Here is a 25,299-nt window from a genome sequence, read left to right as displayed (position 1 = left end):
CCATCCTTGTTTTTCAAGGCTTTTATATACGGCTTGTCACCCGTTGGATATGTAGAGTTAAGTAGATTTTTTCATCATCACCAATCGTCCATTGGTATTCCTTTTCAATATATTTGGAAATTTTTTCACTACAACGATAAGCCTCTGGATACTTCTTTTTTACTTGATCCATCAGAAAAGCATCGGTTGGTTGACCTTTTATGGTTTCCTGACGGGCAAAACGTAAGGCAAAAAAACGAAGATGGGTCAAAAAGCGATCATAGTTTACAGAAAACTCATCTAGTGTTACTTGGTAATGATATTTCACGATCGTTAATATATTGTTCACCATTTTCGTTACCTGAATAGCCTCGTCTATATTATTGCCGCTTAGTTGACTGTTTACCAAATGAAGGGCGATAGCAGCTGCCTCATCGTCTGCAAACCTGACACTGGTAGCGTTCTCAATAATATCTAACGCATGTAAAGCAACTTGAAATTCCTTTTTATAATATTTGCGAATTTCCCACTGCATAGGGTTTTTCAACTCTATCCCTTTATTATAACGACTAATGGCAAAGTGTAAGTGATCTGTCAAGGCAATGTAAAGATAATCATCTAATGGGTAAGACAGTTGCGATCTGGCATATTGTAGAATTTTATCTGCCAATTCCAAGTATTGTTCTGGTGTTTCTTTTAATAATTCCACCAGTTTATCGGAGACAGATTGATCTTCCAGCTTAAATATCTTTTCGATTTTACCCTCATCAATCGATTGACCGACCTTTTTTTGAAAAGCCAGCCCTCTTCCCATTACAACCACTTCTTGACCTTGATTGTTTTGTGATTGCACGACATTGTTATTTAGTATTTTCGATATTTTCATCATAAGAATCCAACCCTTATTCCTTATTTAACAATGGCAATATGCGTCACTTTAACAAAAAAATAATGTACTATTATTCTAACATAATACAGGACACTTCCTTAGTATAAGTTTAAAATCTCTTCCTTTCTGTTACATAAGATGCTGAGTGTACCTGTTGGTGTACACACAGCATCTTATTCTCTGGTATTTCTACAATGAAGGTGTTTAGGTTAAACTTTCTCCATTACTTTGGATCACCTGCTTATACCAGTTAAAGCTTTTCTTAGGGGTTCTTGCTAAACTGCCAATACCTTGATTATCGCGATCAACATAAATATAACCATACCGCTTTTTCATTTCACCGGTGCTGGCACTAACAATATCAATGGGCCCCCAGCTGGTATAGCCGATCATCTCTACACCATCTTGGATAGCTTCATGCATCGCTCTGAAATGAGAGGCTAAATAATCGATGCGATAATCATCTTCCACATATCCATCATCATCGAGCTGGTCTATCGCACCGAGTCCATTTTCGACAATAAACAATGGCTTTTGATAACGGTCATACAATTGATTGGCGGTAATCCGCAGTCCTTTCGGATCAATCGTCCATCCCCATTCCGAGGCTGTCAAATAAGGATTACTTACCGAACCAAACACGTTTCCTTCTGTTATGTTCTGTAGCACTTCTTCATCTGTACTTGTGCATCGGCTGGAGTAATAACTAAAACCAATATAATCAACGGTATGTGCAGCAAGAAGCTCCTCATCACCTGTCTCCATTTCAATCGTCAGCTGGTTATCTTGAAAAAAGCGTTTCGCATAGCCAGGATATTTCCCACGTGATTGCACATCAATAAAGAAAAAGGATTCCCGGTCCATCTCCATCGCTGCCCAAACATCATCAGGATTAGGCGTATAAGAATAAGCCATTCCTGCTGCTAACATACAGCCGATCTGAGCATCGGGAATAATCTCATGGCAAGCCTTCACTGCCAAGGCACTGGCGACCAATTGGTGATGGGCCGCTTGATACAAAACCTGTTCACGATGATCTTCTTCACTAAGTACGATCCCCGCCCCCATAAAAGGAAGGTGCAGCAGCATATTAATTTCGTTAAACGTCATCCAGTACTTCACCTTATCCTGATAACGAGTAAAAATCGTGCGCACGTATTTTTCATAAAGCTCGATCATTTTTCGATTTTTCCAACTGCCGTATTGCTCGACTAAGGCAACTGGAACATCAAAATGACAAGTGGTAACCACAGGTTCGATATTATATTTGTGCATTTCATCAAACAGATCGTCGTAAAATTGCAACCCTGCTTCATTTGGTTCTTTTTCTTCACCGGTAGGAAAAATGCGTGCCCAAGCAATCGATACGCGCAAGCATTTAAAACCCATTTCAGCAAACAAGGCAATATCTTCTTTGTAATGATGATAGAAATCAATCGCTTGATGAGACGGATAAAAAAGGTCATCCTTAGGCTTAAAGGAATCTATATGCCCTTTCATATAGTTCCAGCGCTCTGGACCTGTTGGCAATAAATCAACCGTTGTTAATCCTTTACCATCAGCCTGGTAGGCACCCTCTACTTGATTGGCTGCAAGGGCACCTCCCCATAAGAAACCTTCCGGAAATGTTCTCTTTTGCTTCATGTTTAACCTCCTGCCAGCCATTATCATTATCATAAGTATGATAATGGCGGTATTATTATTTATGCCTCTTCGTTGGTTAAAGTAAGCAATTCATCCTTGGTCGTTACTTCATCATCAACCAACACAATCATGGAATGATATTTATCTGGATTCGTTACAATCACGGGTGTAGTGACTGGATAGCCTGCCTGTTTAATTTGTTCCACATCAAATTCAATCAGGGTTTCTCCGGTTTTCACCGTATCCCCTTGTGCAACAAAACCTTTGAAAAACTCACCATTTAGATTGACCGTATCCATCCCCACATGAATTAATAACTCCGTGCCATATTCGGAAGTTATGCCAATCGCATGCTTGGTCGGAAAAAAGGCTGTTACAGTCCCGTTGACTGGTGATACTACTTTTCCTTCTATCGGTTCGATAGCAACCCCTTTGCCCATTAAACCAGAAGCAAATGTCTCATCTTCTATGGTAGATAGTTTTTTAATATGTCCTGTTAATGGACTAGCTATCATTTCCGTATCTACTGCTTTTGCTCCATTATCTGTTGTTCCTGTTTGTGCATCATTTGTAGTTTTTTCTGTTGTTGAATCATCTTTCCATCCAAAGAAATAAGTGAGCAGGAAGCCTAATATAAAGGCCACTATAATCGCTATAATAGCACCCCAAAAAGACATATCCATGCCATCTGGACCAATCATGGAAGGAATCATAAAGATACCTAAGCCACCCATGACGAAAATCTTGGAACCGAAAAATCCGAGCAAACCACCGCCAACAGCTGCGGCTACACAACTTAAAATAAACGGTCGTTTTTGTGGTAAGGTAATCCCATAAATTGCTGGTTCCGTGACCCCGAACACTCCAGAAATAAAGGCTGGAATACTAAGTGTTTTGATACTTTGTTGACTCGTCTTCAGCCAAACGCCTAAAACTGCACCAATTTGTGCAAACGAAGCAGCAAACATCATCGCAAGAATCGGATCATAACCGAGGGATCCTATATTTGTAAACGCAAGTGGAATCAATCCCCAATGCAGACCAAAAATAACCAGTACTTGCCAAAAACCTCCGACAACAAATCCTGCCACGATCGGACTTAGTTCAAAGGCATAATTAGCCCCAGATCCAATCATATTAGCTGCCCATGTAGCGATAGGACCAATGATAAGAAAGGTTAATGGAATAATAACTAAAAAAGTACAAAATGGTACCAAGAATGTTTTGACTACATCCGGTATCGTTTTTCGGAAAAATTTCTCAATTTTTGACCCAAAAAACGTGGCAATAATAATCGGAATAACCGACGTAGAATAAGTCATTAATATAACTGGAATACCTAGGAATTCAATAAATACCGGTGATTCAAAAACGGTACCAGCAAACAACGTATACAGCGGCTCACCGGCATCAGGTGCGGAGTAAGCCTCCATAGTCGGATAAACTAGTGCGGCCCCAATGACCATCCCCATAAATGGGGTTCCACCAAACTTCTTCATGGCCGTATAACCTAAGAAAATCGGGAAGAAATAAAAGAAGGCATCGCCAATCGCATTGAGAATTTGGTACGTTCCTCCTTCTTCCGTTACCCAGCCTAATGATAAGAACAAAGCATTAAAACCTTTAATCATACCAGTAGCTGCTAACACACCTAATACAGGTGTAAAAATACCAGCAACCACATCTACAAATCGGTCAAGCAGACTGCCTTTTTCTTCATCTTCATCATTTTCGTTTTGACTGTCTGCTTGAAAACCTCCAATTGCTACTACATCGGCATACACATCTGCCACATGGTTACCGATAACTACTTGATATTGCCCACCACTTTTCATCACGGTAACGACACCATTCATGTTTTTCAGCACTTCTGTGTTTGCTTTACTTTCATCCTTTAGCTTAAAGCGAAGTCTGGTAATACAATGGACCACACTGTTTACATTTTCTTTACCGCCGACGTTTTCAATAATATCTTTGGCAAGCTGTTCATACTTCATGTTTTTCCCTTCCTTCTGCTTCTTTTATTGTACTTCAAGTACTCTATTTTCATTGCAACTTCGTTTTGTTTATGTTAACCAGTATGGCAATAAAAAAACCTGAACTGGTATCTATGCACACACATACGTGTAGCGCAGATATCAGTTCAGGTTATGCCCGCCAAAGGTAACATTCCTAAAAACTCATATAAGTTACAATTTATTCATTTGATACTAAAATTATAGCACCTCGCACATACAAATGCAAGCGGTTAATGAAAGATTTATTAAACACAAAGGAGAAGCACTTTTCCTTTTTTTGATGTAAATAAAGGAAACGACAGACAGTAAATTACTTCGAGAATTGCTTCATTACTTCCATCAATTCTTCGATCGTTTCTTCGCCTTCTCCAGACTTAATCGCGTCACTCACACAATGCTTCATATGACGCTCCGTCACGGAAAAACCTACTTTTTTCAAAGCTGCTTGCACCGCATTGATTTGAATTAAAATATCTACACAATAACGATCCTCTTCCACCATTTTCTGTATACCGCGCACCTGGCCCTCGATACGCTTTAGCCGATTGATCAGCAAATCTTGTTCACTCTTTGAACGAGGCTGACTAGGGTGGTGATGCAATGTTTTTTCCATATAATATCCGCTCCTTCTACTTTTAATATACCCCTATAGTGTATTTTTGTCAAACGATGAAAACGAGCTAGCATTTTCTTGATGGCATGGAAAACCTAAGAGTTTATCCAAATAGACCGTGCATTATTTCCCAGGAAATTATGACTTATTATAGCAACTCTTTTTGATCCAAACATAGCACCATATACTTAGAAAAAGCAATATCTGGCCTATAATTACTATCCCATCCCAAAATAACGGATCCTGCAATGGATAAGTCAACCGCGGAATAACCTGTTGCCAAATGTATACGAATTGCGGGATGAAATAAAACGCAAATAACCCGATGGTCAGCAGTGCTCCTACCATGGAAAACAGGCCATACAATTTCACGATTCGTTCTTCACCATCAAACACTTCGGTGGATAAGTCTTTTTTTATCCATGGAATCCACTTCCCTAGTTGGTTTCTGCCATTTTCAAATAGATTATAACACCTTGTGCTATGCTCCAAGACATAGTATACATCTGTTTTCATATAAATACAGCATTGATAAATCGTCTTTATACAAATATCTAATAGGATAACCGATAAAATCGCTTGAATCATCGTTTGGTCGATGAGCACTATTTTTAATACAAGGGTGGCGCATAATAAGGCCTGATCCACATATATACCAGCCAAAAACACCGTATTCTTTTTGCGCAATGACAAATCCCATGCTGCCGTCAAATCCGATTCCAAGACAAGGAAAAATAAGCGATTCCCTATCCCAACATGAACAGGCAAATCATACGAGCGCATAGCCAATATATGACCTAGTTCATGTATACTAAGCAAGACAGAGGTAACGAACATATACAGCAAAAGATTTAACGCCATGGAATCGAATACGAACAAATCAGTGTAAGCAGGGAGTAAAGAAGGGCTAAAGATAAATATACTCCCATTTCCTAATAAGAAAAAAATAAGAATAGGTATGGTAAAACGATGAAATAAAAGTCTGGCTAGTTTCGGCGAGATGTGTTGCAAACGAGCATCAGGCGATTCTGCATGTCTTTGATCCAACTTTTCCCCATCTATTTCTGTTATCAACCCTAACTCCATCAACTGTGAGATAAAAGCCAGTATATCAACGGTTTCACTTGGATACATCTGTCTTACATTCATTTCTATCGTTTGCAAATCCTCATGATGGTTCAGGCGTTGAACAGCCTCTGCTGCCATAGGTGATATTTCATAAAACTCACCGGTATCAGTAACGCACAATATAAAATTATGTTTTTCTGGTTTTAATGTGTAATGATGTAATAAGACATTACTTTGATAGGTTATCTTCACAAATTCACCTTCTGCCATCTCTTGATCAAACAAAGAAAAAAAGAGAATGCCTTCCTCGTCAGCATCCTCTTTACTCTATGATTAGAACCAGAAAATACACCACCAACATGTTGCTTTTACACGTTTTAATTTACGGATTTTCATGTTAAACCTCCCTCTTCTTATTTTTACTTTCATTATGATAGTCAATCCATAATGGATAAACTTCCTTAAAATGTTCGACTACTTGCGGATCGAACTGACTACCGCTAGCCTTCATTATCCTCTCATAAGCCTCTTCAGGGGAAACGGCAGCTCGATAAGACCGGGAGGATGTCATCGCATCAAACGCATCGGCGATCGCTACTACACGGGCGAACAAGGTAATCTCGCGACGTCTTAAACCATCGGGATAACCATGCCCATCCCATCTTTCATGATGATGACGAATGACATCGATATATTCCTTAATCCCTTCTACATTTGCCAAGGCTTCTGCACCGACGACAGGATGTGTTTTGATTACTTGATATTCTGCTTCGGTCAATTGTGAATCCTTCGTTAAGATGGCATCTGGAATACTGATTTTACCGATATCATGCAACAAACAAGCATAATAAAATAATCTTAAATTTCCTTGTTGAGATAACGGAAAAGACTTTAGCAGAATTAATGAATAGTTCGCCACTCTGTCACTATGACCCTTTGTATATCTATCTTTTAATTCTAGAGTAGCAATAATTCCTTTGGCAATATTCTCAATCTGCTGATCATATGATTCACGAAAAGCCGCTACATAACTAATAAACCTGGATAATACGATAAAAGCCACACACGAAAATACGAATACAACAAACAATGGCAGGATAAATACAAGGTCCTGTAAGGCTATCCCCACAATGATATATTTCCCCATCACGCCTAAAAACACCACATAGAAAAAGCGTTTACTTACAAAGATTGGGGAAAACAAAATAAAAATAATCTCAATAATACTGCCATGCGTATAGGGTGTTTCATAGGTTGCATAAAAATATAATTCATATAACATACTGAGCACAATAAAGACAATAAAATATAAATACTTAATGGAAGCCGGCTTATTCTGACGGATTTTATAAATAGCCACTGGTAATAATGCCAAAAGGAAAACATACATCAAAACGTCAACTAGGTTTTTCTGCACATCTGAAGCAAAATTCCACGCTACAATAGGCAGTAAATAATAATACAAAAGCTCATAACAAAAATAAGTCGTATAAAATAACCACAAAAACCAAGTTGTTGCCCTCTTTTCTTCATTTAATAAATTGGCAAACGAATGAGAATTTTGCATATTTATACCTTCCTATTCACATTATACTATATATAGAACCGTATCGCTACGTATTTTTTATACAAAATAATCATACTATAATTTTTGTATCAATGTCGAATTTTGCGTTAAATAGTGTAATACCTCCTAGGTCACTAATTTAATAGGTTCAAAGTCCTCCCACTCAAGATGATAGTCTCTCTTTTATTTTTTTGATTCTTCTTACGGCTTTTTTAGCCTACTTTTCGATATTTGGGCCTTGGTTTTTTTCTTCTTACTAACGTGCCAATTTCGTTCTCCAGTAATTCATCATCGTCGACGTTTTGTTCGAGTAATTCCAAAAACATTTGATATTGTTCCTCTAACGACAAGGCTGAACCATTGCTATTTTTGTTCTTCGAAAGAAATCAATACCATCAACCTTCTTTCCCATCTTTTATTTTATCCTTTCCCTTATTATGCCTGTGGCTAAACATTCCAAACAGATCGCTCTTCCTTACCTCCTACATAAAATCAAAAAAGTATCGAATGACATGGAAGAATACTGGGGCCGTGTAGGTCAAACTATCAATACGACTGAGATAACGTCCTTTTATTTCTTCCCATTTGGTTTGATTCCCTATTAACAAATCTCGTTTTAGTACAGACATGGTCAAACTGCCGATATATCCGGCTACACTGATTAACACACCAGAAACGACACCAAACACTGGCGTAAGCGGCGTCAAGAACGGGAAAAGGAAATAAGCAATAAGGGTTGTTATCATGATCCCTGCAAAGAATCCCTCCCAAGACAGATAAGGATTTGCCGTAGGAACGAGTCTTCTTTTTCCTATATATAATGAGGTGCCATATTGTACCACGTCATTTAATTGAGTTAACACAACCAGATATAACACTAAGTTAGGACCGTATACGGGAGTTGCTACTGGGAAATACGCCAAGTGACTAAGACCGAATACCATCAACATTAATCCCCACTGAGCAAAACTGACAGATCGAAGAAAACCGATCGTTCCTTTACCGATGATACGGGGAAGGGGTAAGAAAAGAAAAACATAAACGGGTATAAAAACAATAAACATTCCATACCAACCAATATAAATCCAATAAAATTGCAAGGGTACCATGATATAAGCCCATAAAAAGAGACGTCGATCTGATTTTCTTGTTTTCATCATGGAAAAGTATTCACGTAATGAAACGAATGATAAAATCATCACTGCAATTAAGGAGACCGTTGTATTAAATAATGTGGCAAAACAAAAAATCACGAACATGCCCCACCAGGTCTTCACGCGCATTTGGATAGCAGAAAAATCTTTTTGTGGCTGCAGTCTCTTAATGCTGTACAAGGCAATGGTTGCGATGATGATAGCACCTAAAATAAGACCTAATGTCCAAAGGGTTTCTTGCAAACTACTCACCTCTTTTACTATGATTTTGATATGTGCCCGAGAGTAATCATTATCTCACTTACAAGTAACATCGACCAGATCAAGATTTTCCTATCAAGACAAGCACAAAACACACTAGAATAAACGAATAGAAAAAAATCTCCATAGCAACACCTTTGACCATTCCATATCTAACTTAGTTTTGCGATAAAGGTTCAGATGGGGTTCATCCCGATTTTTTTTATAAGAAACATTCTTCATTGTACTGTAGTTGCGTTATAATGAAAAGATAAAATAGTAAATTAGGTGATAGAGATGGAGAATCAACCATATGTCTATATCATGCTGTCCGATACAGGAACATGGTTTACCAATATGATCAAAACGTATACCAAAGCCCCATATAACCATGCCTCTCTTTCTTTTGATGAGCAGCTTCATGAGATGTACAGTTTTGGCAGAAAAAATCCTAACAACCCTTTCTATGGCGGGTTTGTGAAAGAGAATATTTTTACTGGCACCTATAGTAAGTATCCCGAAACAACGTGTGTTATCTATCGTCTGGCAGTAACGGAACGGGAAAGAGAAAAAATGAGGCGGATTCTGGACGTGTTTATTCGAAATAATCATCGATTTTTATATAATATTCTTGGAGTAATTGGTGTTTCTCTAAAAGAACCAATTGAGTTCAGCAATGCCTATTTCTGTTCCCAATTCGTTGCAGATATTCTTTATCGCTCTGGTATTCATCTATGGGATAAACTACCTGCGATGATTACGCCAGACGACTTTCGAAAAAATCAAAGGTTGGAATTATTATATGAGGGAAGATTAGCTGGATATGTTAAAGAAGCATAAACCAGGTTGGTGAGCCTCCACTAGGGAGAGCGCTCACCAACCCAGTTTGTTGATAGTACATGGTGAAAAAACTCAACATGAAATACGTCGGATAGTAAAGTTTTTTAAAGCAACTGCTTGGCCAATAGTTGATAGGATTTTTTCTTTGCTTCAAAATCGTGAATATTCGTTATCACCATAAACTCATCGGTTTGGTATACTTCCTGCAGTCTTCGCAATTGCTGTTCAATGGCGTCTGGTGTACCAATCAAACACCTTCTTCGATTATGTTTGATCTGATTCAGTTCCTCCGCAGAAAATGTTTTATTCCGTACCTCTGCCGCGCTCGGCACTTTGGTATCCGCACCCTTTCCAACATTTAATAGCCATTTATCCTGGGTCAAGGCAAGCTCTTCGGCCTCTTGTTCTGTCTCGGCACAAACGACAAAAATACAAACAATCGACTGTGGTCTTGCTCCGGTAGTCGCTGGCTGATAAGCATCATAATAAGCTTGTAAGGCTTCTTGTCCATGATCTGGATTAATAAAGTGTCCAAACACAAAATTCAGTCCCAATTCCGCCGCATTCTTTGCTCCTCGTTCTGAAAGTCCTAACACCCAAAGCGGTGGAATATTCTCTATTCTCGGTCCCGCTTTCACCAAACGAAAGGGATGTTCTCGAGGCAAACTATTATTCAAAAAACCATGTAAGTCAGCCAATTGACGCGGAAATTCTTGCAGGCTTTTATTTTGATTATCGGTTAATGCTGACCTCGTTAATGCCGATCCACCTGGTGAACGTCCTACACCAAGATCGATTCGGTCAGGGAAAAAAGCAGCCATTGTCTTCGCATTTTCGGCAATTTTATAAGGGCTGTACTGAGGGAGCAATATACCTCCTGAGCCGATGCGAATGCGATTGGTAACAGAAGCAAGTCGTGTCATCAGTATTTCTGGTGATGAACTAGCCAGACCATTCGTATTATGATGTTCGGCAACCCAATACCGTGTGTACCCCCATTTTTCTGTCCATTGTGCCAATTCCAAACTATTCGCCAATGTTTGTTCCGGTGTGTCTCCTCTGGAAATAGGTGCCTGATCTAATACACTTAATTTCATTTATTGTACCTCCTTCTAATAAAGAGCAGCTGTATAGAAAAACACGTTCACATGGCAGCGAGCTTTTCCATGTAAACGTGTGACGTTATCCTCTTACCGGCCTTCAATTCCAAATAAAGCTCACTTTATCGAAACAAATCCATAAGCTTTTCCCACCAGCTCTTTCCTTCATCTGGGCTCTCTTCTTCTGTTTCTTCTTCTTCATGTTTCACAGCATCCGTCTTAATCACAAATTGAACTGTCTCTACCTTTTCATTCTTATCTGAAACAAAGGAAACAGGATCAAAGTCTGATTTGTCATATTCATTCATCATCTCATCTACTTCACTTTGTAATTGATCGGGAAGGTCTGAGGTTGATTCACTTATTTCATTGGCACCATCGGCTAACTCTCCAGCACCACCTGCTAATTCTGAGGTACCCTCTGGTAATTCACTAATACCATTATGAATCGAAGCATAGTTCGTCGTCAATTCATTCACACCATCGGTATACTCCACAAGACCAGAATGAAAGGACTGGTATTGTTCAGATAGCTCCGCTACGCCGTCCTGTAATGGCTGCAGGGAACTCTCGATATCCAATTGCTCGCTCGCCGAACGCATTTGGTCGGCCATTTCTCCTAAAGAAGAAGCTGCCTCTTCCTGGACTGCATTTGCCTCTTCAATTGTAGGGATAATATCTTCCAAAGACTCTCGTTCTTGCTGATACACCTGTTGTGCCTCTTGTGCCTTTTGATAAGTCGTGATGAGGGCTTCCACCAATTCTGGATCTACCTCACTTTCACGTAAAGCCTGGATATCTTCTTCTGTCACTTCAGAGGTCGGTATCTCCTGAATCGCTTGATCCAATGCCTCAAGAGACTCTAAATAGTTGGTATCCAGCCCTCCAATACCTTCACTTGCTTCCTCTAATCCATTCGCCAGATCTTGTAAAGTTCCTCTTAGCTCCTCTAAGTCTCCAAGTTGCATCCCTTGATTCAATGACTCATTCATCGTATTTAAGGCCGATTGAATGGAACTCGACCCATTCACCAACTCTGAGGAGCCATTGTTCAATTCGGTTAAGCCATTCTGATAACTGGATGAACCATGTTCCAATTCTGTTATTCCGTTATTTAATTCCGACATGCCTTGTTGTAGATCATTGGCACCACCTGCTAGATCTGATAAGGCATCCGATAAGGTACGAAACTCATCTTTTGCTTCCTCCATATCTGGTGAGTCAATAGCCATTGAGGCAGGTATTGCACTAATTTCCATTGACTCTAGCTCAAAATCCGTTACATTCGCTTCCAACACAAAATCTCCATTTTTCTCTGGCATAGCCTGAAAGTTCACTTGTTTATTCTTACCCGAATTCGCTATAGTGCCATCTTCTGCTTGGATATCCTCGAATTTTTCACTGTCTAGTGTGATTGATATTTGTTGTAAATAATTCTCAAAGAAAACAGGATCCACTTGATCATTCTCTGACGTGTGCACTTCTATTTGTACCGTACCATCCTGACCTAAGAGCTCTTCCGCAGATATTTCTTTGCCGTTCAGTCGATAGGTTATTTCATACTGCCATGGTAAGGGCTTTTCTTCTAAATTACCTTGATAATAAAATTGTTCTTGATCTGTCGAGAATTGCATTTGATCCCCGTTTTGTTCTATTTCTGATAAATCGGTTAGATTCTTAATATTTGTATAATCCCCATAGTCGGTTACTTCACCTTGATTATCCAACTCGAAGCTATTGACAACATACATATCCTCTTGTGTTCCATTTGGTTGAAGTGTGGCATATATCACTTCATCTTTAGCTGGATGAATCTCTTCTGCCGCAACCGGAACGGCCGTTAGTATTAACATACCAGTAAGCATCCCTAGGAATAGTTTTTTTATGGTCATCTTATCCCTTCTCCTTAAAAAAATTTGCTTTCCACGTTGTCTTATCCATTACTTTGTCAAACACAACCAGTATGGCTGGCAGGAAGAACAGCACCATAATAAAAGCTAACAGAGCACCACGTCCCAATAAAAGACCAATAGACGATACGATTGGGTTGGTGGAAGTAAACCAGAGGATAAAACCGACACTCGATAAAATCGAGGCAGAAATAACGATGGAAAACACCTTCTCATCAATCGTCTTTTTAATTGCCTTTAGAGCTGGTAGTTCTTTACGGTTTTCTTTATAGGCTTCCGTTAATAAAATCGCATAATCTACCGTTGCCGCCAGTTGAACCGTACTGATGATTAAATAACCTACATATACCAGTGCTGTATCCATAAAATATGGAACAGCCAAATTAATCCAAACAGCTGCTTGAATCGTCAACAACAGTACAATTGGAAAAGAGATCGAGCGAAATGTCACTAGCAGCACGATGGCAATCGCAATAACCGTAAGCAGATTAACTACCACATTATCCCTTTCGACAGTTGTCTTCATATCATAAAGGGTAACACTTTCCCCCAATGTATATGCCTCTTCACCGTAGTAGTTTTCCGTAATTGTCTCGATTTGACCGATTAAAGAAAAAGCCTCTTCTCCTTCCGATTCCGTCTCTGTATTAATAATCATCCGCGCATAATTATCCGAGTAGAAAGATTCTACCTCACTTTCCTCCAAATATTCTGGCGGAATAACCGGACTAACAGTATTGACGTAAGAAAGTACGCTGGTAACATGATTCAAATCTTCTAACTCTTGTGTTAATTCCTCTTCCTTGGCTAAATCGCCAGTCGGCACCAGCACCACAACCGCCGTTGACTTACCAAATGTATCTTCAATGGCTGTTGCATCCTGACCGATCCTGGTATTGTCTGGCTGCTCCCCAGTACCATAAATAAAATTGGTATTACTTTGTGCTAAGAATGCTGGCACAATCAATAATAACACGAGCACCATCACTGGTATCCGCAGCTTCAATACTCGTCTCCCTACTCCTTTAAAAGCAGGTATAATTGGTTTGTGACTGGTTTTGTCGATCCATTTATAAAAGGTTAACGTTAAAGCAGGTAAAAAGATCATCACACTGACAAAGCTTAGTACAATACCCTTGACCAAATTAATACCTAAATCCGAACCAATTTCAAAATTCATAAACGTTAACGCTATAAAACCAAAAAAAGTCGTTGAGGCACTAGCTGCAATCGCTGGAAAGGATTGTTTGATTGCCAGTTTCATCGCAGGAACCGAATCCTCCCCACGGTTACGAAAGTCAGAGAAGCTATGCAACAAAAAAATCGCATAATCAAGCGATACTGCTAACTGCAGTATCGGCGCCACCGACTGGGTAACAAAAGATACCTCGCCAAGAAAAATATTGGTCCCTAAGTTGATTAATACCGATACCCCTATCGCCGTTAGGAAAAAGACGGGCTCCATCCATGAATTGGTAGATAAGATCAATATAATAATAATAATCGGTACTAATAATAAGGCAGCGTATGCCGATTCTGAACCAGCCATCTGTTGTGAATTGGCAGTATCTACTGCTTCTCCTGCTAAGGCATTCTCCTCACCGATTAACTCATAAATCGTCTCTGTAATTGCCACCTCATCCCCTTCACGAATATGTAAAGAAATGAGTGCATGGTTATCTTTATAATAGGTTTCTACTGTATCATGGTCAGCTAGTTCCAACGGTGTCTTGATATCAACTGCGTCATCTAGCCATGTCACTTCACTTATGCCGTCTATTTCTTCCAATTGCTCCTTGTAAATAAGTGCTTCTTGGACCGAAACATCCTCCAGCATAACTCGAGCATTCTCAATTCCCGCATCAAATTCTTGTTCCATTGTATCCATCGCAATGCTTGATGGAGAATCTTCCGGCAAATAATCTGACATATTATAATTGACAGACACCGCAAACTGCGTGATGCCGCTAACAATAGCAATCAGAAAAAACAGGATTACGATTGTCTTTTTATATTTAATAATAATTGATGAAAAGTCTATAGTTGATCATCCCTTCTTGATTTTATCCTCCATCCATTTTATTATTATATAGACATCGTGTTGGATAATCAACAAACAGTTCACGAAATTGTGTCGTAAGCCCAACATTTGCTGAAAAAGTGTTGGGATGTCACAGAATATTCATATTTTTTAGGCAGGAGGAAAAGAAATGATGGAGAAGAAAATCGACCGACGTAAGAAATATACCTTGATGACTTTAAAAGAAAGCTTTATTTCTTTGCTAAATGAAAAGCCTTTTACTGCCATTACAGTCAAAGAAATATGTGAGAAGGCTGACATCAACCGTTCCACCTTTTACACTCATTTCGCCGATCAAGAAGATTTACTTTACCAAATAGAAGCTGAGATTATTGAAGAAATGAATAAATATTTACAGGAAAATGAGTTAGTAGAACACAGATCGGTTCAAATGACGGAGAAGCTTTTAGAGTATATTGAAGAGAATAAGGACATCTGTTACACCCTATTACATCAGCAAATCGGTACCAATTTTGAAAAACGAATCATGCATATCGCAAAAGACTTCTTAATGAATCAAACCAAAATTCCGGATCAGGAAAAGGCCTCTTACCTCAGTACCTTTATTATCAGCGGAGCGATTCATGTGATTAAAGACTGGCTGGCAAACGATACCAAACAGTCGCCTGAACAAATGGCACACATCATTATTCAATTTACAACAAATGGATTGTCATGTATTTCGAATGAGTGAATTATCGCGATACCTTAGCACGGCTTCCGCTGCCATGGAGCGCGATACATATTCCCAGAGCGCTCGCCAAGCGTAAAAACGGCCGAACTCACTGTTCGCGAAAAGGTTCTACTTTAAATAATCCAAATTTGCAGTACTGGATTAAAAAGCAGTACGAACATGTTTGAAGACTACTTAGATATAGATTATATCTTACTATATATCAATCTAGTAATGCCCCCACAAACAAATGATAACTTACTGTTTTCTAGATTTTGTGCTATGATAAAAACGTTAATCCAAACAGAGATGAGGAAATCAAGCATGAAATTGATATCATTTAATGCCTTTCGCACTATTGGCATACCCGGAATAACCTACATCAAACCGGAGCTTATGTTCCGCGAAATGGATGTAATTAAACAAGCAGATGTGATTCTTTTCCCAGAGACTTGGCAGGTATCTACGCTGGTTTACGGATTAAATAAGTCGATTTTTCCAAGTATAGAAACCTTGCAAATCGGGGCAGACAAAATAGAAATGACTCGGGTTCTTCAAGGAGTGGTTCCACAGCACGTTCCTTACACCGAGATTCTTTCCAATACAGCAGCCAATATAACAAAAATACTCGATACATTCCCTTTTCCCTTTGTTGCAAAGGAAGTGAAAAGCTCTATGGGACAAGGTGTCTTTCTGATAACGGATAAACAGGAATTATTAACCTATGCCCAATCTAATGAAGTTTTATACATTCAAGAATACCTGCCCAACGATGGACAGGATCTGCGTGTTTGTGTGGTTGGAGATGAGGTGTATGCCGCTTACTGGCGAAGTGGGCAAAAGGGAGACTTTCTTCATAATATTGCACAGGGTGGTGAGGTTCATTATACGGATATACCCAATGAAGCTGTTCAAATGGTAAGACAGCTTGCCAAAAGACTTCATATTAATCATGCAGGATTTGATGTATTATACAGTCATCATCGCTATTATATTCTAGAATTCAATGTATTATTCGGAAACCAAGGGCTGAGTCAACAGCCATATACAGTAGCTCAAACCATTTATCAATACTTATCCAGACATAATGAACCTCCTTTTCCGACATCACCACTGCCAAGGAAGGTTATCTCTTAATCGTTTGCATACTGTCCTCTAAGTTGATTTAATAGTTGATCTAGGTCGGTTGAGGTCTTTAAAATTTCTTCATAATTTGCGTCTTGCTCGTATAATAAATATAATGTTTCTCTCATGGATTCTATTTTCTGTTCCAATGTCATCAGAATGAAAACTCCTTCTATTTTATTATTGCTACAATCATTCCCTGTTTTGTTCCGTTCAAAACAAAACAGGGATTATTTGTTTTAGAAAAAGTGCGTGTGTTCTTAGCAGATAACTGCATTTCAAATAAAATAACGTTCTACTTATGTTTACACAAAATAAAATTGGCTTCTATTCCATTACAGAAGAAGCCAATTGTACTATTGGATCATTCATTAGCGCTCTGTAGTTCTCTACCTACACGTCTAGCGCTAATGCCTTATCGGTAGTTTCGTGGATTTCTTCTATTAATTGAGGATGATCTAACAACCTTTTTCCATAGGATGGTATCATCTCTTTGATCTTTGGTTCCCACGCTTTAAATTCTTCTGGGAAACAATCCTGCAATAAACCAAGCATAGCTGATACTGCTGTAGACGCACCTGGTGAGGCACCAAGTAAAGCAGCGATGGAGCCATCTTCGGCGGTAACTACCTCTGTACCAAATTGCAAGGTTCCTTTTCCACCGTCTTCGGTATCTTTAATCACCTGTACACGCTGTCCCGCAACTAATAAATCCCAATCTTCAAGCTTTGCATTTGGAATAAAATCTCTAAGTTCTTCCATACGTTGTTCTTTGGATAACAGCACCTGTTGGATTAGATATTTCGTTAATGGGATATTTTTGAATCCCGCGGACAACATGGTGAATAGATTATTCGGTTTCACCGACTTTATTAAATCCCAGTTAGAGCCGGTCTTTAGAAATTTGGGCGAAAACCCTGCAAAAGGCCCGAATAACAATGACTTTTCCTGATTGATAAAACGAGTGTCTAAATGCGGAACAGACATAGGCGGTGCACCAACCTTAGCCTTGCCATATACCTTAGCGTGGTGTTGTTTGACAACTTCTGGATTATTGCATACCATAAAGAGTCCGCTTACAGGAAAACCACCCATCTGCTTCCCTTCTTTAATACCTGTCTTTTGCAATAAATGAATACTGCCTCCGCCAGCACCGATAAAAATAAACTTTGCTGTATGATTTTTGACATGGTTGTTGACGTGATCGCGAACACGAACATTCCATCTGCCGTCTCGATCCCGTTTGATAGATTCTACGGTATGTTGATAAAATACTTCTGTTTCTTTTTCTTCTAAATGCTCAAATAATTTCCGGGTTAATGCCCCGAAGTTCACATCGGTCCCAGAGACAATTCGTGTGGCGGCTATCGGTTCTTCCGCCGTTCGATCCCGCATCATCAAAGGCATCCATTCTGCTAGTTTTTCGAGCTCTGCGCTATATTCAATTCCTTTAAATAAAGGATTTTCCGCCAAGGCTTGATAACGCTTTTTTAAAAAGCGGACATTGTCATCCCCTTGGACAAAACTAATATGAGGAATGGATTCAATAAAATCCTGCGGGTTATCGATTAAATTCGTTTTTACCAAATGAGTCCAAAACTGTTTGGATACTTGAAATTGTTCATTGACATTATTGGCTTTTGTTAAATCCATCGTGCCATCCGATTTTTCAGATGTGTAATTCAATTCGCAAAGTGCGGCATGACCCGTACCAGCATTGTTCCATTCATTGGAGCTTTCTTCGCCGGGCTTATCTAGTTTTTCAAATACTTGTATCTTCCAGTTCGGTGCCAATTCCTTGATCAACGTCCCTAAGGTTGCACTCATGACTCCAGCACCAATTAATATCACGTCTGTACTCGTTTGATTGTCGTTCATGTCTACCTTCCTTATTTTCAAAAATTTACAGTGTACTATTCTTCCTTTCTATAGTGTATCATTGTTTCGATTATGTGTCACTCCAATCCATCATCTAAAACGAAGGACTATTATAAAAGAGACTTACGTTGGTTTAGCCTCTTGCAGCATGAAGAGACTAACAAAAACGTGTGACAGCAAGTCTTTGCTTGCATAATTTCATTCAACTTATATCATCAAAAGAAAATGCTGACTATCGATAAGGCGGGACGCTGTTAAGCAGAGCCCTTTACGGAGTGGTGCGTTTCATCGTTTTATCTGCTAGCATTGGCAAACTATCAATCTTACGACATGGAATAGATGAACTGGCTACTTAACATCATCCGTCTTATCGCTTCTCCGATTAACTCATGTTCAAAATCGTTCTGCCTCCTATTATGTATTGTGCCAAACATGGGATACTTTCTGATCTTACAAGATCGTGCAACACAAATGATCCTTTATTATTTTAAGTAGGGTATTGCTTTCAATGCTGGTGGATTATCAATCGGCACAGCACCTACTTTTTTTTGGTAAAATTCAACTGGCCCAGCGTCTCCAATAATCGCGTAGGCATAGCCTTTATTCTTCATCTCGTTCAAACTATGTACGAGTAGCCTGTAACCAATTCCCTTTCCCCTTGCTTCTTCTTTAACCCCTGTTGGTCCAAAGAAGTTACGGAAGGTGGTATCGATACAGGCAAACCCTAATAATTCATTTCCATTAATGGCAATAAAACAATTGGTTGGTACAGTAGAGCAAGCAACCTCGCATTCGCTCACCCAATTTTCTGCAAAATGCTCCCTCACCCATCCTAACACAATATGTCTCTCTGGTGGCAAAACAGGCCTAATAATGAAATCATCCGTTTCTTGCAGATTATCTAACAATGGCGATTGAAGATTGACCAACATGTCCGTCATTACATCACATTCCTTTCATAGGTTAATAAGCAAGTGGGAGCGTTCATCTTAAATTGAGTTTTTATTTTCATCAATTCTCCTTTTTCACCCACTTGTAATACAGATATTTGATCACTATGCTCATTTGCAATAAACATAAATTCTCCATCATTTGTTATCGTAAAATTCCTTGGCCATTTTCCACCTGTCGACTTCTGATCCAAATAACTTAAGCTGCCGTTTCGCAATACTTGAAAGCGTGATATCGTGTCTCTTCCACGGTTAGAAGTATACAAGTAAGCACCATCAGGTGATAAGTGAATATCCGATCCATAGTTACCCTCTGTTTCGTGTGCTTCTACTGTTGCTATTTGTTGTTTCCACTCCAAATGCTTGGTATATTCATCGTATTGATATACCGAGACGGTAGAAGAAAATTCATTGACAATGTAAACAACCCCTAACGACGGATGAATGGCTATATGTCTTGGCCCCGACCCTTCCGATAATGAAAATGCATTCTTCTTTATTAATCGATGACGCTTATCATCTACACGAAATAGAAATAGTTGGTCCTGCCCTAGATCAGTCACTAAGTAATGATGATCCTTTCCGATGGGATAACACATATGAGGGTGAGAAACATTCTGGACGTCTCCTAATTTATAAGTATCGGTACATGGTTGAACAGTGCCGTCTTTTTTTATTGGATGTAGTGAAATTGTTCCTCCTCCGTAATTGGCCGTTAGTAGATAACCAGACTCTTCCTTTATATGTAGATGACAAGGACCTGCCCCTGTCGATTGACGGCTATTTTCCTGCCAATGCTTTCCTTGATTGAAGAAGATCACTTCCCCTCTCTCTTGCTCACTTATTGTATAAAGAGAGGAAGCTTGTGTACCAACTGCTAGAAAGGAAGGGGAAGCAACACCGGATAAACTATCTTCCCATTGAAATTGCTGCTTATCCGAATGGTAGGAAACAAATTGAATGGTCTTATCTTCCTCTTTTCCATAAGAACCAATCACTAAGGAATAGGTTGTCATATACTCCCTCCTAACTTAATTTGTTGACGATCAAGCACAAATCGCCACACACTTACTGATTGACTAACACCCACATGATGATAAAAGAAACGAGTGGAATCGAGATAGATAGCGATAAAGTAACCATCGCTAATACCCTTATGTTTTCTGCGACCTTTTCCGCGTTACGACCAGCTTGTGTTCGTTGTGACAAGGTATAAAAAACATTAAAACAGACGATAGCAATCATGATAACAGCAGGGATTAATATCTCGCCTTGCTGAAAGGATTGCCCATTTCCCAAGACAAATCCTACAATAACTAACAAAATAGGAAGCACTTCCACAAAAGCAATTCTTAAAAAAAAGCGTTGTTGCGCTTCCGCCATCTTTTCTGGATTCTCAATGATGGCATCCAAGGTTTGACGATAAATCATCATAATACCAATTCCAGCAATAACAGCTGCTAGAGCAAACAAATACAATATCATGGTCTTCTTTCTCCCCTTTCTATTTTGAAATCCCAACAGATGAAAAACTTATCATCATCATACCAGAAAGGGGAGTTGATTCCTATTCTTTTTATTAACATAGATTAATAGATAGGTAATACGTGAAAAAACACATTTGGCGAAGCAATGCGATAATAGTAACTGGACCAGCCAAGCCCGGTGGAGTTAGCTACTTGATGGTTGTATGGCAACCGCTCTTGTTCCAGTTCATCTATAGTCGATACCTCCCCTCTCACATACGTATTCACTCGTTCTGCTGCGGTTTGCAATCGAGCAATTAAGCCGCCATAGCGAATATCAATTACTTCCCAACCAAATGGTTTATTAATAGTTAGCCATTGCTCTTTATGGGCTGCGTGCAATACTCGTACTAATTCGATAATTTCCGGGATTTTGTTATCAGCGATATCACGTAATACATCGAAATGCTTAGAATCATAAGCTTGCTTTAGTTCAATACCAATGGACGCTTTTTTTGCTAGGACATCACAAAGCTTTTCAGGAACTTCCATGATAAAATCGAGGGAGGTCTGCTCCTTTCTTTGCGATCTGATTTTTTGTGCTAATGCCTGGTAATGGGATCCGATATCTAATCCCTCGATGTGCTTATCAAATAAGCCAAGCAGGACATCCTGCCAAAGTAAAAACTTGGATGGGTTCGTTTGATCCAGATTTCCCTCTTCCACACCAGGGATATTATCTAATTGACTCAACAAAAGGAATTGCTCCGCTTCTAACCCGGTACAGAATTTAGTCCGACGATAGAGATGGTCTGTGCTTACATTCGTTTGGTATTGATGCTCCGCGTATAATTGCAACCCCAGTAAGGCGCTGAAACAGTTATTCTCATATCCGTCATCTCCCCACAAGGTAACAAATACATCTTGAATACCTTCTTCCTTGCTGGCTTGCAGGGCTGCTTTACTTGTTTTTAGTGACAAATCATATTTGGTAGCAAATGTGTTCCACACCCAAATACCGCCTGCAAAAGCCGGGGTTTGACCTAATTTTTTATGCTTAGCAATTAGTGTTTTATAATCTTCTTTCTTTGTGTGGAAATAGTCCCAATACATGAGCGTAACGCTGCTTGGAATCTTACCCTGCATTTCTTCCGATATCTCTGTCTCCATGTTGTATTGATCTTCACCAGATTCCGAAGCAAGCTTGATAAACATATCACTCCAAAGCATCACGCTTAGCCCTAGTCCTTCCGTGATTTCGATCACACGATCTAAATGCTCTAACATGATATCCAAACGATCACGATAGCCAAAGCGATTCAAATAAACGCCCCTGCCTAACTCTTCTGCTTCATCCATCCCTATATGAATACGATTACTTCGAAATGGTTCCTGTGCTGCTGTAATCATTTGCCGCAAGAAATCATACGTTTGTTCCTGCTCTGTAAGCAGCACACCACGTGTATCCTTTAAATATGCCGCTGCATCCCACTTCAAAAATTCTTCCAGGTGAGCTAGCGTTTGAATACACGGAATCAGCTCAATCCCCAATTGGTAGGCATAATCATCCAATTCCTTTAATTCCGCCTGACTATATCGACCTCGCATATAACCAAAATAAGGTTGTTCCTTTACTTCATACGTATCTTCCATGTATAGCATGGCGGCATTGAATCCCATCAGCGCAAGTCTTCTAAACATTCCTTTTAATTGGTCTACCCGCATGACTGCATTTCTTGAAAAGTCGAACATCGGCCCCATCGATTGAAATTGTGGCGTTTCTCTTAGTTCAAACGCCTGACCTTCTGCTAGTCTTTCAATAAATAAGCCAAATGCTCGATATACGTGGTACGGTTTCCCGTAATAAATAATTCCTTCTCCGTTACGATAAGAGATGACGGTTTCTTCATCCGTGTTCTTTTCGATGGTTAAGCCGATTCCCTCAGCCTCAATGGAGACATTTTGCTCTTCAGCTAGTTGCTCTAATCCCGTTAGAAATGGTTGGTAGTTTCCTTTTAATCTAATCTGCACGCTGCCCTTCCTCCTTCAGTAAATTGACTTTCACAGACATACTCTCTCTATTTTCCCTTATTTAAGAGAAAAAAGCTATTTATGTTAGCATTCCCCTTATTCATCTTATACTTCGTGATAACCACAGTCTACCCCGAAGCTTCTATGGACTATGTCGAGTATTCAACAAGCAAGATTGAACATCTACGACAAGGCTAGCTTCAGTTGTCGCTTATCCTTTTACTGCTCCTGAAGTAGCGCCTTTCTCAAACGTTTTTTGTGCTAAAAGGTAGAATATTAACACGGGAATAACCGTCATGGCGATTGCCGCCGTCATTAAGCCATAATCCGTACCATATTGTGAACTTACATTAGATAATAATACGACAATAGGCGCAACCCTCTCATGAGAAACAAGTACCAGAGACGAGAAGAGATCGTTGTAAGACCATAAAAACACAAAAATACCTACGGTCGAAAAGGCTGGCAAGGAAATCGGCAGGAATACCTTGGTGAACATTTTAAAACGGCCGCATCCATCCATTACAGATGCCTCTTCCAATTCTTTAGGTATAGTCGCCATATATCCGCTAATCACTAGTATCGCAAATGGCAGATTTCCGGCAGTCTGAGGAATAATCAATGCCCGATAGGTATTAACCAGATCCATACTAATCATCATTCTATATACTGGTACAATCGTGGCAAAAGCCGGTATTAATAAACTGGCAACCAATAAAGCTTGTAATAGTCCTCGTAACTTGAACTGCATCCGTGCCATCGCAAATGCGGCTAGTCCGCCGATAAATAAAACGAGTAACACAACGGAACCTGAGATGATAAAACTATTGAGATAACTCTTTCCAATATTAACTGTCTCGAATGCATTGACATAGTTTTGTATCGTTGGATCAGAAGGTAATGCGAAGGTATCGGTAATAATCTCTCGAGATTCCTTAAAGGAATTTAAAAACACCCAAGCTAGCGGAAAAATCGTTGTCATTGACCATAATGTCAGCACCACGTAAATAAATATTTTTCCAGCTTTTGATTCGGCAAAATACCGCTCTTGAAACCTCTCCCAAAATGTCATTTTCTTTTCTACAGCATGTGCCATAATGGTAAACACCTCTTTTCTAAATCTCTAGTAAGTTACCTCATCATTTTTTAATAATTTATTGGTGATAAAAGCAAGCGTTAAACCTAAAGCAACGATTAAGACAGCTATTGTTGCGCCGTAACCCATTGCTGTATCTTCAAAGGCCTTCTGATACATATACGTCCCTAACACTTCAGACGAATTACCAGGTCCCCCTCGTGTAATAATATAGACCAGTTCAAATATTTTCAGTGTTCCTGTGATGGCGAGAACAATACAGGTCTTTAAATCGGTTACAATCAAAGGAATCGTTAGGCGAAACATTTTTTGCACACCGGTTATTCCTTCTAGTTTTGCCGCTTCATAGAAATCATTAGGTATTTTTTGAATAGCCGTCAGTAATATAACGAAATAAAAACCTACATAATTCCAAATGGTCGGGATGGCCACCATATAAAGAGAAGATTGTTCGGTCAACCATAACACTCTTTCCCAGCCTAAATTAACCAATATTTCATTTAGCAATCCATTGCGATAGTTATAAATTAACGTAAACAATAGACCAATTGCCGCTCCTGAAATAACAATCGGAAAGAAAAAAGTCGTGCGATAAAACCCCGCCCCTTTTGTAATTGAATTCACCATGATAGCCAATACCAGGGCAATCCCAACTTGAAAAACGGTAACGTATATCATCAACTCAATCGAATTGAAAAAGGCCGTTCGTGCGATCTCATCATTCCATAATCGAATGTAATTATCCAAACCAATGAAAGTGGAATTAAAAAAACCGTCTGTCTTATAAAAACTTTGTAATAGATTATTAACAAAGGGGTAGTACAAAAAAATCCCAGTAACCACTATTGCTGGTGCTAAAAAGAGGAATATATATATTCTGTCACCCTGCATACCCTTCATGAAATCCCCTCCTATGTTTCGTGACATCATTTTGTCTCTTCATCCCTTGAAACATACGCTTTGATAAGAGACTGACAG

At 39.3% G+C, this 25,299-nt stretch carries 22 protein-coding genes; 3 read left to right on the top strand and 19 right to left on the bottom strand.

The features are described from left to right. Positions 1 to 22: 22 nt before the first annotated feature. The 8 genes from licT to E0E32_RS01805 all read right to left on the bottom strand — a co-directional run bounded on the left by licT (position 23) and on the right by E0E32_RS01805 (position 9,175). Positions 23 to 865: a BglG family transcription antiterminator LicT gene (gene licT, locus E0E32_RS01835; protein WP_130858843.1), complete on the bottom strand. Its 843-nt coding sequence runs from the start codon at positions 863 to 865 to the stop codon at positions 23 to 25. A gap of 207 nt (positions 866 to 1,072) precedes the next feature. Continuing rightward, positions 1,073 to 2,512 (bottom strand): 6-phospho-beta-glucosidase, encoded by a 1,440-nt coding sequence (locus E0E32_RS01830; RefSeq protein ID WP_066187217.1) that lies wholly within the window; start codon positions 2,510 to 2,512, stop codon positions 1,073 to 1,075. Between the two features lie 59 nt (positions 2,513 to 2,571). Continuing rightward, positions 2,572 to 4,509: a beta-glucoside-specific PTS transporter subunit IIABC gene (locus E0E32_RS01825; protein WP_130858767.1), complete on the bottom strand. Its 1,938-nt coding sequence runs from the start codon at positions 4,507 to 4,509 to the stop codon at positions 2,572 to 2,574. A 331-nt stretch (positions 4,510 to 4,840) separates the two neighbouring features. Then, entirely contained in the window at positions 4,841 to 5,143 is a 303-nt protein-coding gene (locus E0E32_RS01820; RefSeq protein ID WP_066187216.1) for a metal-sensing transcriptional repressor, read from the bottom strand. A gap of 138 nt (positions 5,144 to 5,281) precedes the next feature. Continuing rightward, positions 5,282 to 6,496: a PqqD family protein gene (locus tag E0E32_RS01815; protein WP_066187212.1), complete on the bottom strand. Its 1,215-nt coding sequence runs from the start codon at positions 6,494 to 6,496 to the stop codon at positions 5,282 to 5,284. A 112-nt stretch (positions 6,497 to 6,608) separates the two neighbouring features. Further along, positions 6,609 to 7,778, bottom strand: coding sequence for an HD-GYP domain-containing protein (locus tag E0E32_RS01810; RefSeq protein ID WP_066187210.1), 1,170 nt, complete (start codon positions 7,776 to 7,778; stop codon positions 6,609 to 6,611). Positions 7,779 to 7,990: 212 nt separating this feature from the next. Next, entirely contained in the window at positions 7,991 to 8,128 is a 138-nt protein-coding gene (locus tag E0E32_RS21975) for a hypothetical protein (RefSeq protein ID WP_165444919.1), read from the bottom strand. A gap of 132 nt (positions 8,129 to 8,260) precedes the next feature. Beyond that, complete coding sequence (locus tag E0E32_RS01805; RefSeq protein ID WP_130858765.1) at positions 8,261 to 9,175, bottom strand: phosphatidate cytidylyltransferase; 915 nt, start codon at positions 9,173 to 9,175, stop codon at positions 8,261 to 8,263. A gap of 294 nt (positions 9,176 to 9,469) precedes the next feature. Between E0E32_RS01805 and E0E32_RS01800 the strand changes: the two genes are divergently transcribed. Continuing rightward, complete coding sequence (locus E0E32_RS01800) at positions 9,470 to 10,012, top strand: hypothetical protein (protein WP_066187206.1); 543 nt, start codon at positions 9,470 to 9,472, stop codon at positions 10,010 to 10,012. Between the two features lie 104 nt (positions 10,013 to 10,116). On the opposite strand, the gene E0E32_RS01795 is transcribed toward E0E32_RS01800, so the two are convergent. The 3 genes from E0E32_RS01795 to E0E32_RS01785 all read right to left on the bottom strand — a co-directional run bounded on the left by E0E32_RS01795 (position 10,117) and on the right by E0E32_RS01785 (position 14,952). Then, on the bottom strand, positions 10,117 to 11,109 hold the full coding sequence (locus E0E32_RS01795; protein WP_130858764.1) for an LLM class flavin-dependent oxidoreductase: 993 nt from the start codon (positions 11,107 to 11,109) through the stop codon (positions 10,117 to 10,119). A gap of 125 nt (positions 11,110 to 11,234) precedes the next feature. After that, the gene (locus E0E32_RS01790; RefSeq protein WP_130858763.1) at positions 11,235 to 13,004 is read right to left on the bottom strand and encodes a methyl-accepting chemotaxis protein; all 1,770 of its coding nucleotides are present in this window, start codon (positions 13,002 to 13,004) and stop codon (positions 11,235 to 11,237) included. 1 nt (position 13,005) lies between these two features. Further along, the gene (locus E0E32_RS01785; protein WP_286171651.1) at positions 13,006 to 14,952 is read right to left on the bottom strand and encodes an efflux RND transporter permease subunit; all 1,947 of its coding nucleotides are present in this window, start codon (positions 14,950 to 14,952) and stop codon (positions 13,006 to 13,008) included. A 280-nt stretch (positions 14,953 to 15,232) separates the two neighbouring features. On the opposite strand from E0E32_RS01785, the gene E0E32_RS01780 reads away from it, so the two are divergent. Both E0E32_RS01780 and E0E32_RS01775 read left to right on the top strand, forming a co-directional pair. Continuing rightward, the gene (locus tag E0E32_RS01780; protein ID WP_350308612.1) at positions 15,233 to 15,796 is read left to right on the top strand and encodes a TetR/AcrR family transcriptional regulator; all 564 of its coding nucleotides are present in this window, start codon (positions 15,233 to 15,235) and stop codon (positions 15,794 to 15,796) included. Between the two features lie 303 nt (positions 15,797 to 16,099). Beyond that, a complete protein-coding gene (locus E0E32_RS01775) occupies positions 16,100 to 16,912 on the top strand; it encodes an ATP-grasp domain-containing protein (protein ID WP_066187197.1) in 813 nt (270 codons plus the stop codon). On the opposite strand, the gene E0E32_RS01770 is transcribed toward E0E32_RS01775, so the two are convergent. The 8 genes from E0E32_RS01770 to E0E32_RS01735 form a co-directional block, all read right to left on the bottom strand. Beyond that, positions 16,909 to 17,055, bottom strand: coding sequence for a Spo0E family sporulation regulatory protein-aspartic acid phosphatase (locus tag E0E32_RS01770; RefSeq protein ID WP_078059908.1), 147 nt, complete (start codon positions 17,053 to 17,055; stop codon positions 16,909 to 16,911). The two genes, E0E32_RS01775 and E0E32_RS01770, sit on opposite strands and share 4 nt — an antisense overlap. Before the next feature lie 238 nt (positions 17,056 to 17,293). Beyond that, entirely contained in the window at positions 17,294 to 18,793 is a 1,500-nt protein-coding gene (gene mqo, locus E0E32_RS01765; RefSeq protein WP_262361275.1) for a malate dehydrogenase (quinone), read from the bottom strand. A 467-nt stretch (positions 18,794 to 19,260) separates the two neighbouring features. Beyond that, complete coding sequence (locus E0E32_RS01760) at positions 19,261 to 19,719, bottom strand: GNAT family N-acetyltransferase (protein ID WP_066187193.1); 459 nt, start codon at positions 19,717 to 19,719, stop codon at positions 19,261 to 19,263. Beyond that, on the bottom strand, positions 19,719 to 20,744 hold the full coding sequence (locus tag E0E32_RS01755; RefSeq protein ID WP_130858761.1) for a lactonase family protein: 1,026 nt from the start codon (positions 20,742 to 20,744) through the stop codon (positions 19,719 to 19,721). Before E0E32_RS01755 ends, E0E32_RS01760 begins: the two co-directional genes overlap by 1 nt. A 52-nt stretch (positions 20,745 to 20,796) precedes the next feature. Then, positions 20,797 to 21,213, bottom strand: a complete 417-nt coding sequence (locus E0E32_RS01750; RefSeq protein WP_066187189.1) for an ATP synthase subunit c family protein — start codon at positions 21,211 to 21,213, stop codon at positions 20,797 to 20,799. 104 nt (positions 21,214 to 21,317) lie between these two features. Next, positions 21,318 to 23,225, bottom strand: a complete 1,908-nt coding sequence (locus E0E32_RS01745) for a beta-N-acetylhexosaminidase (RefSeq protein ID WP_130858760.1) — start codon at positions 23,223 to 23,225, stop codon at positions 21,318 to 21,320. A gap of 211 nt (positions 23,226 to 23,436) precedes the next feature. Then, positions 23,437 to 24,321: a carbohydrate ABC transporter permease gene (locus E0E32_RS01740; protein WP_130858759.1), complete on the bottom strand. Its 885-nt coding sequence runs from the start codon at positions 24,319 to 24,321 to the stop codon at positions 23,437 to 23,439. Between the two features lie 27 nt (positions 24,322 to 24,348). Beyond that, on the bottom strand, positions 24,349 to 25,221 hold the full coding sequence (locus E0E32_RS01735; RefSeq protein ID WP_235817444.1) for a carbohydrate ABC transporter permease: 873 nt from the start codon (positions 25,219 to 25,221) through the stop codon (positions 24,349 to 24,351). Positions 25,222 to 25,299: the final 78 nt, after the last annotated feature.

Origin of the sequence: Gracilibacillus phocaeensis (genome assembly GCF_900626275.1) — a bacterium.
Lineage (GTDB): Bacteria > Bacillota > Bacilli > Bacillales > Amphibacillaceae > Gracilibacillus > Gracilibacillus timonensis.
Note: the sequence above shows the minus strand (reverse complement) of the source record. Positions and strands in the feature narration are given on the sequence as shown.

What these genes read in the sequence shown, in the direction of transcription:
- licT (WP_130858843.1), bottom strand. Translation starts at nt 865, where the DNA reads ATGAAAATATCGAAAATACTAAATAACAATGTCGTGCAATCACAAAAC.
- E0E32_RS01830 (WP_066187217.1), bottom strand. Translation starts at nt 2,512, where the DNA reads ATGAAGCAAAAGAGAACATTTCCGGAAGGTTTCTTATGGGGAGGTGCC.
- E0E32_RS01825 (WP_130858767.1), bottom strand. Translation starts at nt 4,509, where the DNA reads ATGAAGTATGAACAGCTTGCCAAAGATATTATTGAAAACGTCGGCGGT.
- E0E32_RS01820 (WP_066187216.1), bottom strand. Translation starts at nt 5,143, where the DNA reads ATGGAAAAAACATTGCATCACCACCCTAGTCAGCCTCGTTCAAAGAGT.
- E0E32_RS01810 (WP_066187210.1), bottom strand. Translation starts at nt 7,778, where the DNA reads ATGCAAAATTCTCATTCGTTTGCCAATTTATTAAATGAAGAAAAGAGG.
- E0E32_RS01800 (WP_066187206.1), top strand. Translation starts at nt 9,470, where the DNA reads ATGGAGAATCAACCATATGTCTATATCATGCTGTCCGATACAGGAACA.
- E0E32_RS01795 (WP_130858764.1), bottom strand. Translation starts at nt 11,109, where the DNA reads ATGAAATTAAGTGTATTAGATCAGGCACCTATTTCCAGAGGAGACACA.
- E0E32_RS01790 (WP_130858763.1), bottom strand. Translation starts at nt 13,004, where the DNA reads ATGACCATAAAAAAACTATTCCTAGGGATGCTTACTGGTATGTTAATA.
- E0E32_RS01785 (WP_286171651.1), bottom strand. Translation starts at nt 14,952, where the DNA reads ATGTCAGATTATTTGCCGGAAGATTCTCCATCAAGCATTGCGATGGAT.
- E0E32_RS01780 (WP_350308612.1), top strand. Translation starts at nt 15,233, where the DNA reads ATGATGGAGAAGAAAATCGACCGACGTAAGAAATATACCTTGATGACT.
- E0E32_RS01775 (WP_066187197.1), top strand. Translation starts at nt 16,100, where the DNA reads ATGAAATTGATATCATTTAATGCCTTTCGCACTATTGGCATACCCGGA.
- E0E32_RS01770 (WP_078059908.1), bottom strand. Translation starts at nt 17,055, where the DNA reads ATGACATTGGAACAGAAAATAGAATCCATGAGAGAAACATTATATTTA.
- E0E32_RS01760 (WP_066187193.1), bottom strand. Translation starts at nt 19,719, where the DNA reads ATGACGGACATGTTGGTCAATCTTCAATCGCCATTGTTAGATAATCTG.
- E0E32_RS01755 (WP_130858761.1), bottom strand. Translation starts at nt 20,744, where the DNA reads ATGACAACCTATTCCTTAGTGATTGGTTCTTATGGAAAAGAGGAAGAT.
- E0E32_RS01750 (WP_066187189.1), bottom strand. Translation starts at nt 21,213, where the DNA reads ATGATATTGTATTTGTTTGCTCTAGCAGCTGTTATTGCTGGAATTGGT.
- E0E32_RS01740 (WP_130858759.1), bottom strand. Translation starts at nt 24,321, where the DNA reads ATGGCACATGCTGTAGAAAAGAAAATGACATTTTGGGAGAGGTTTCAA.
- E0E32_RS01735 (WP_235817444.1), bottom strand. Translation starts at nt 25,221, where the DNA reads ATGAAGGGTATGCAGGGTGACAGAATATATATATTCCTCTTTTTAGCA.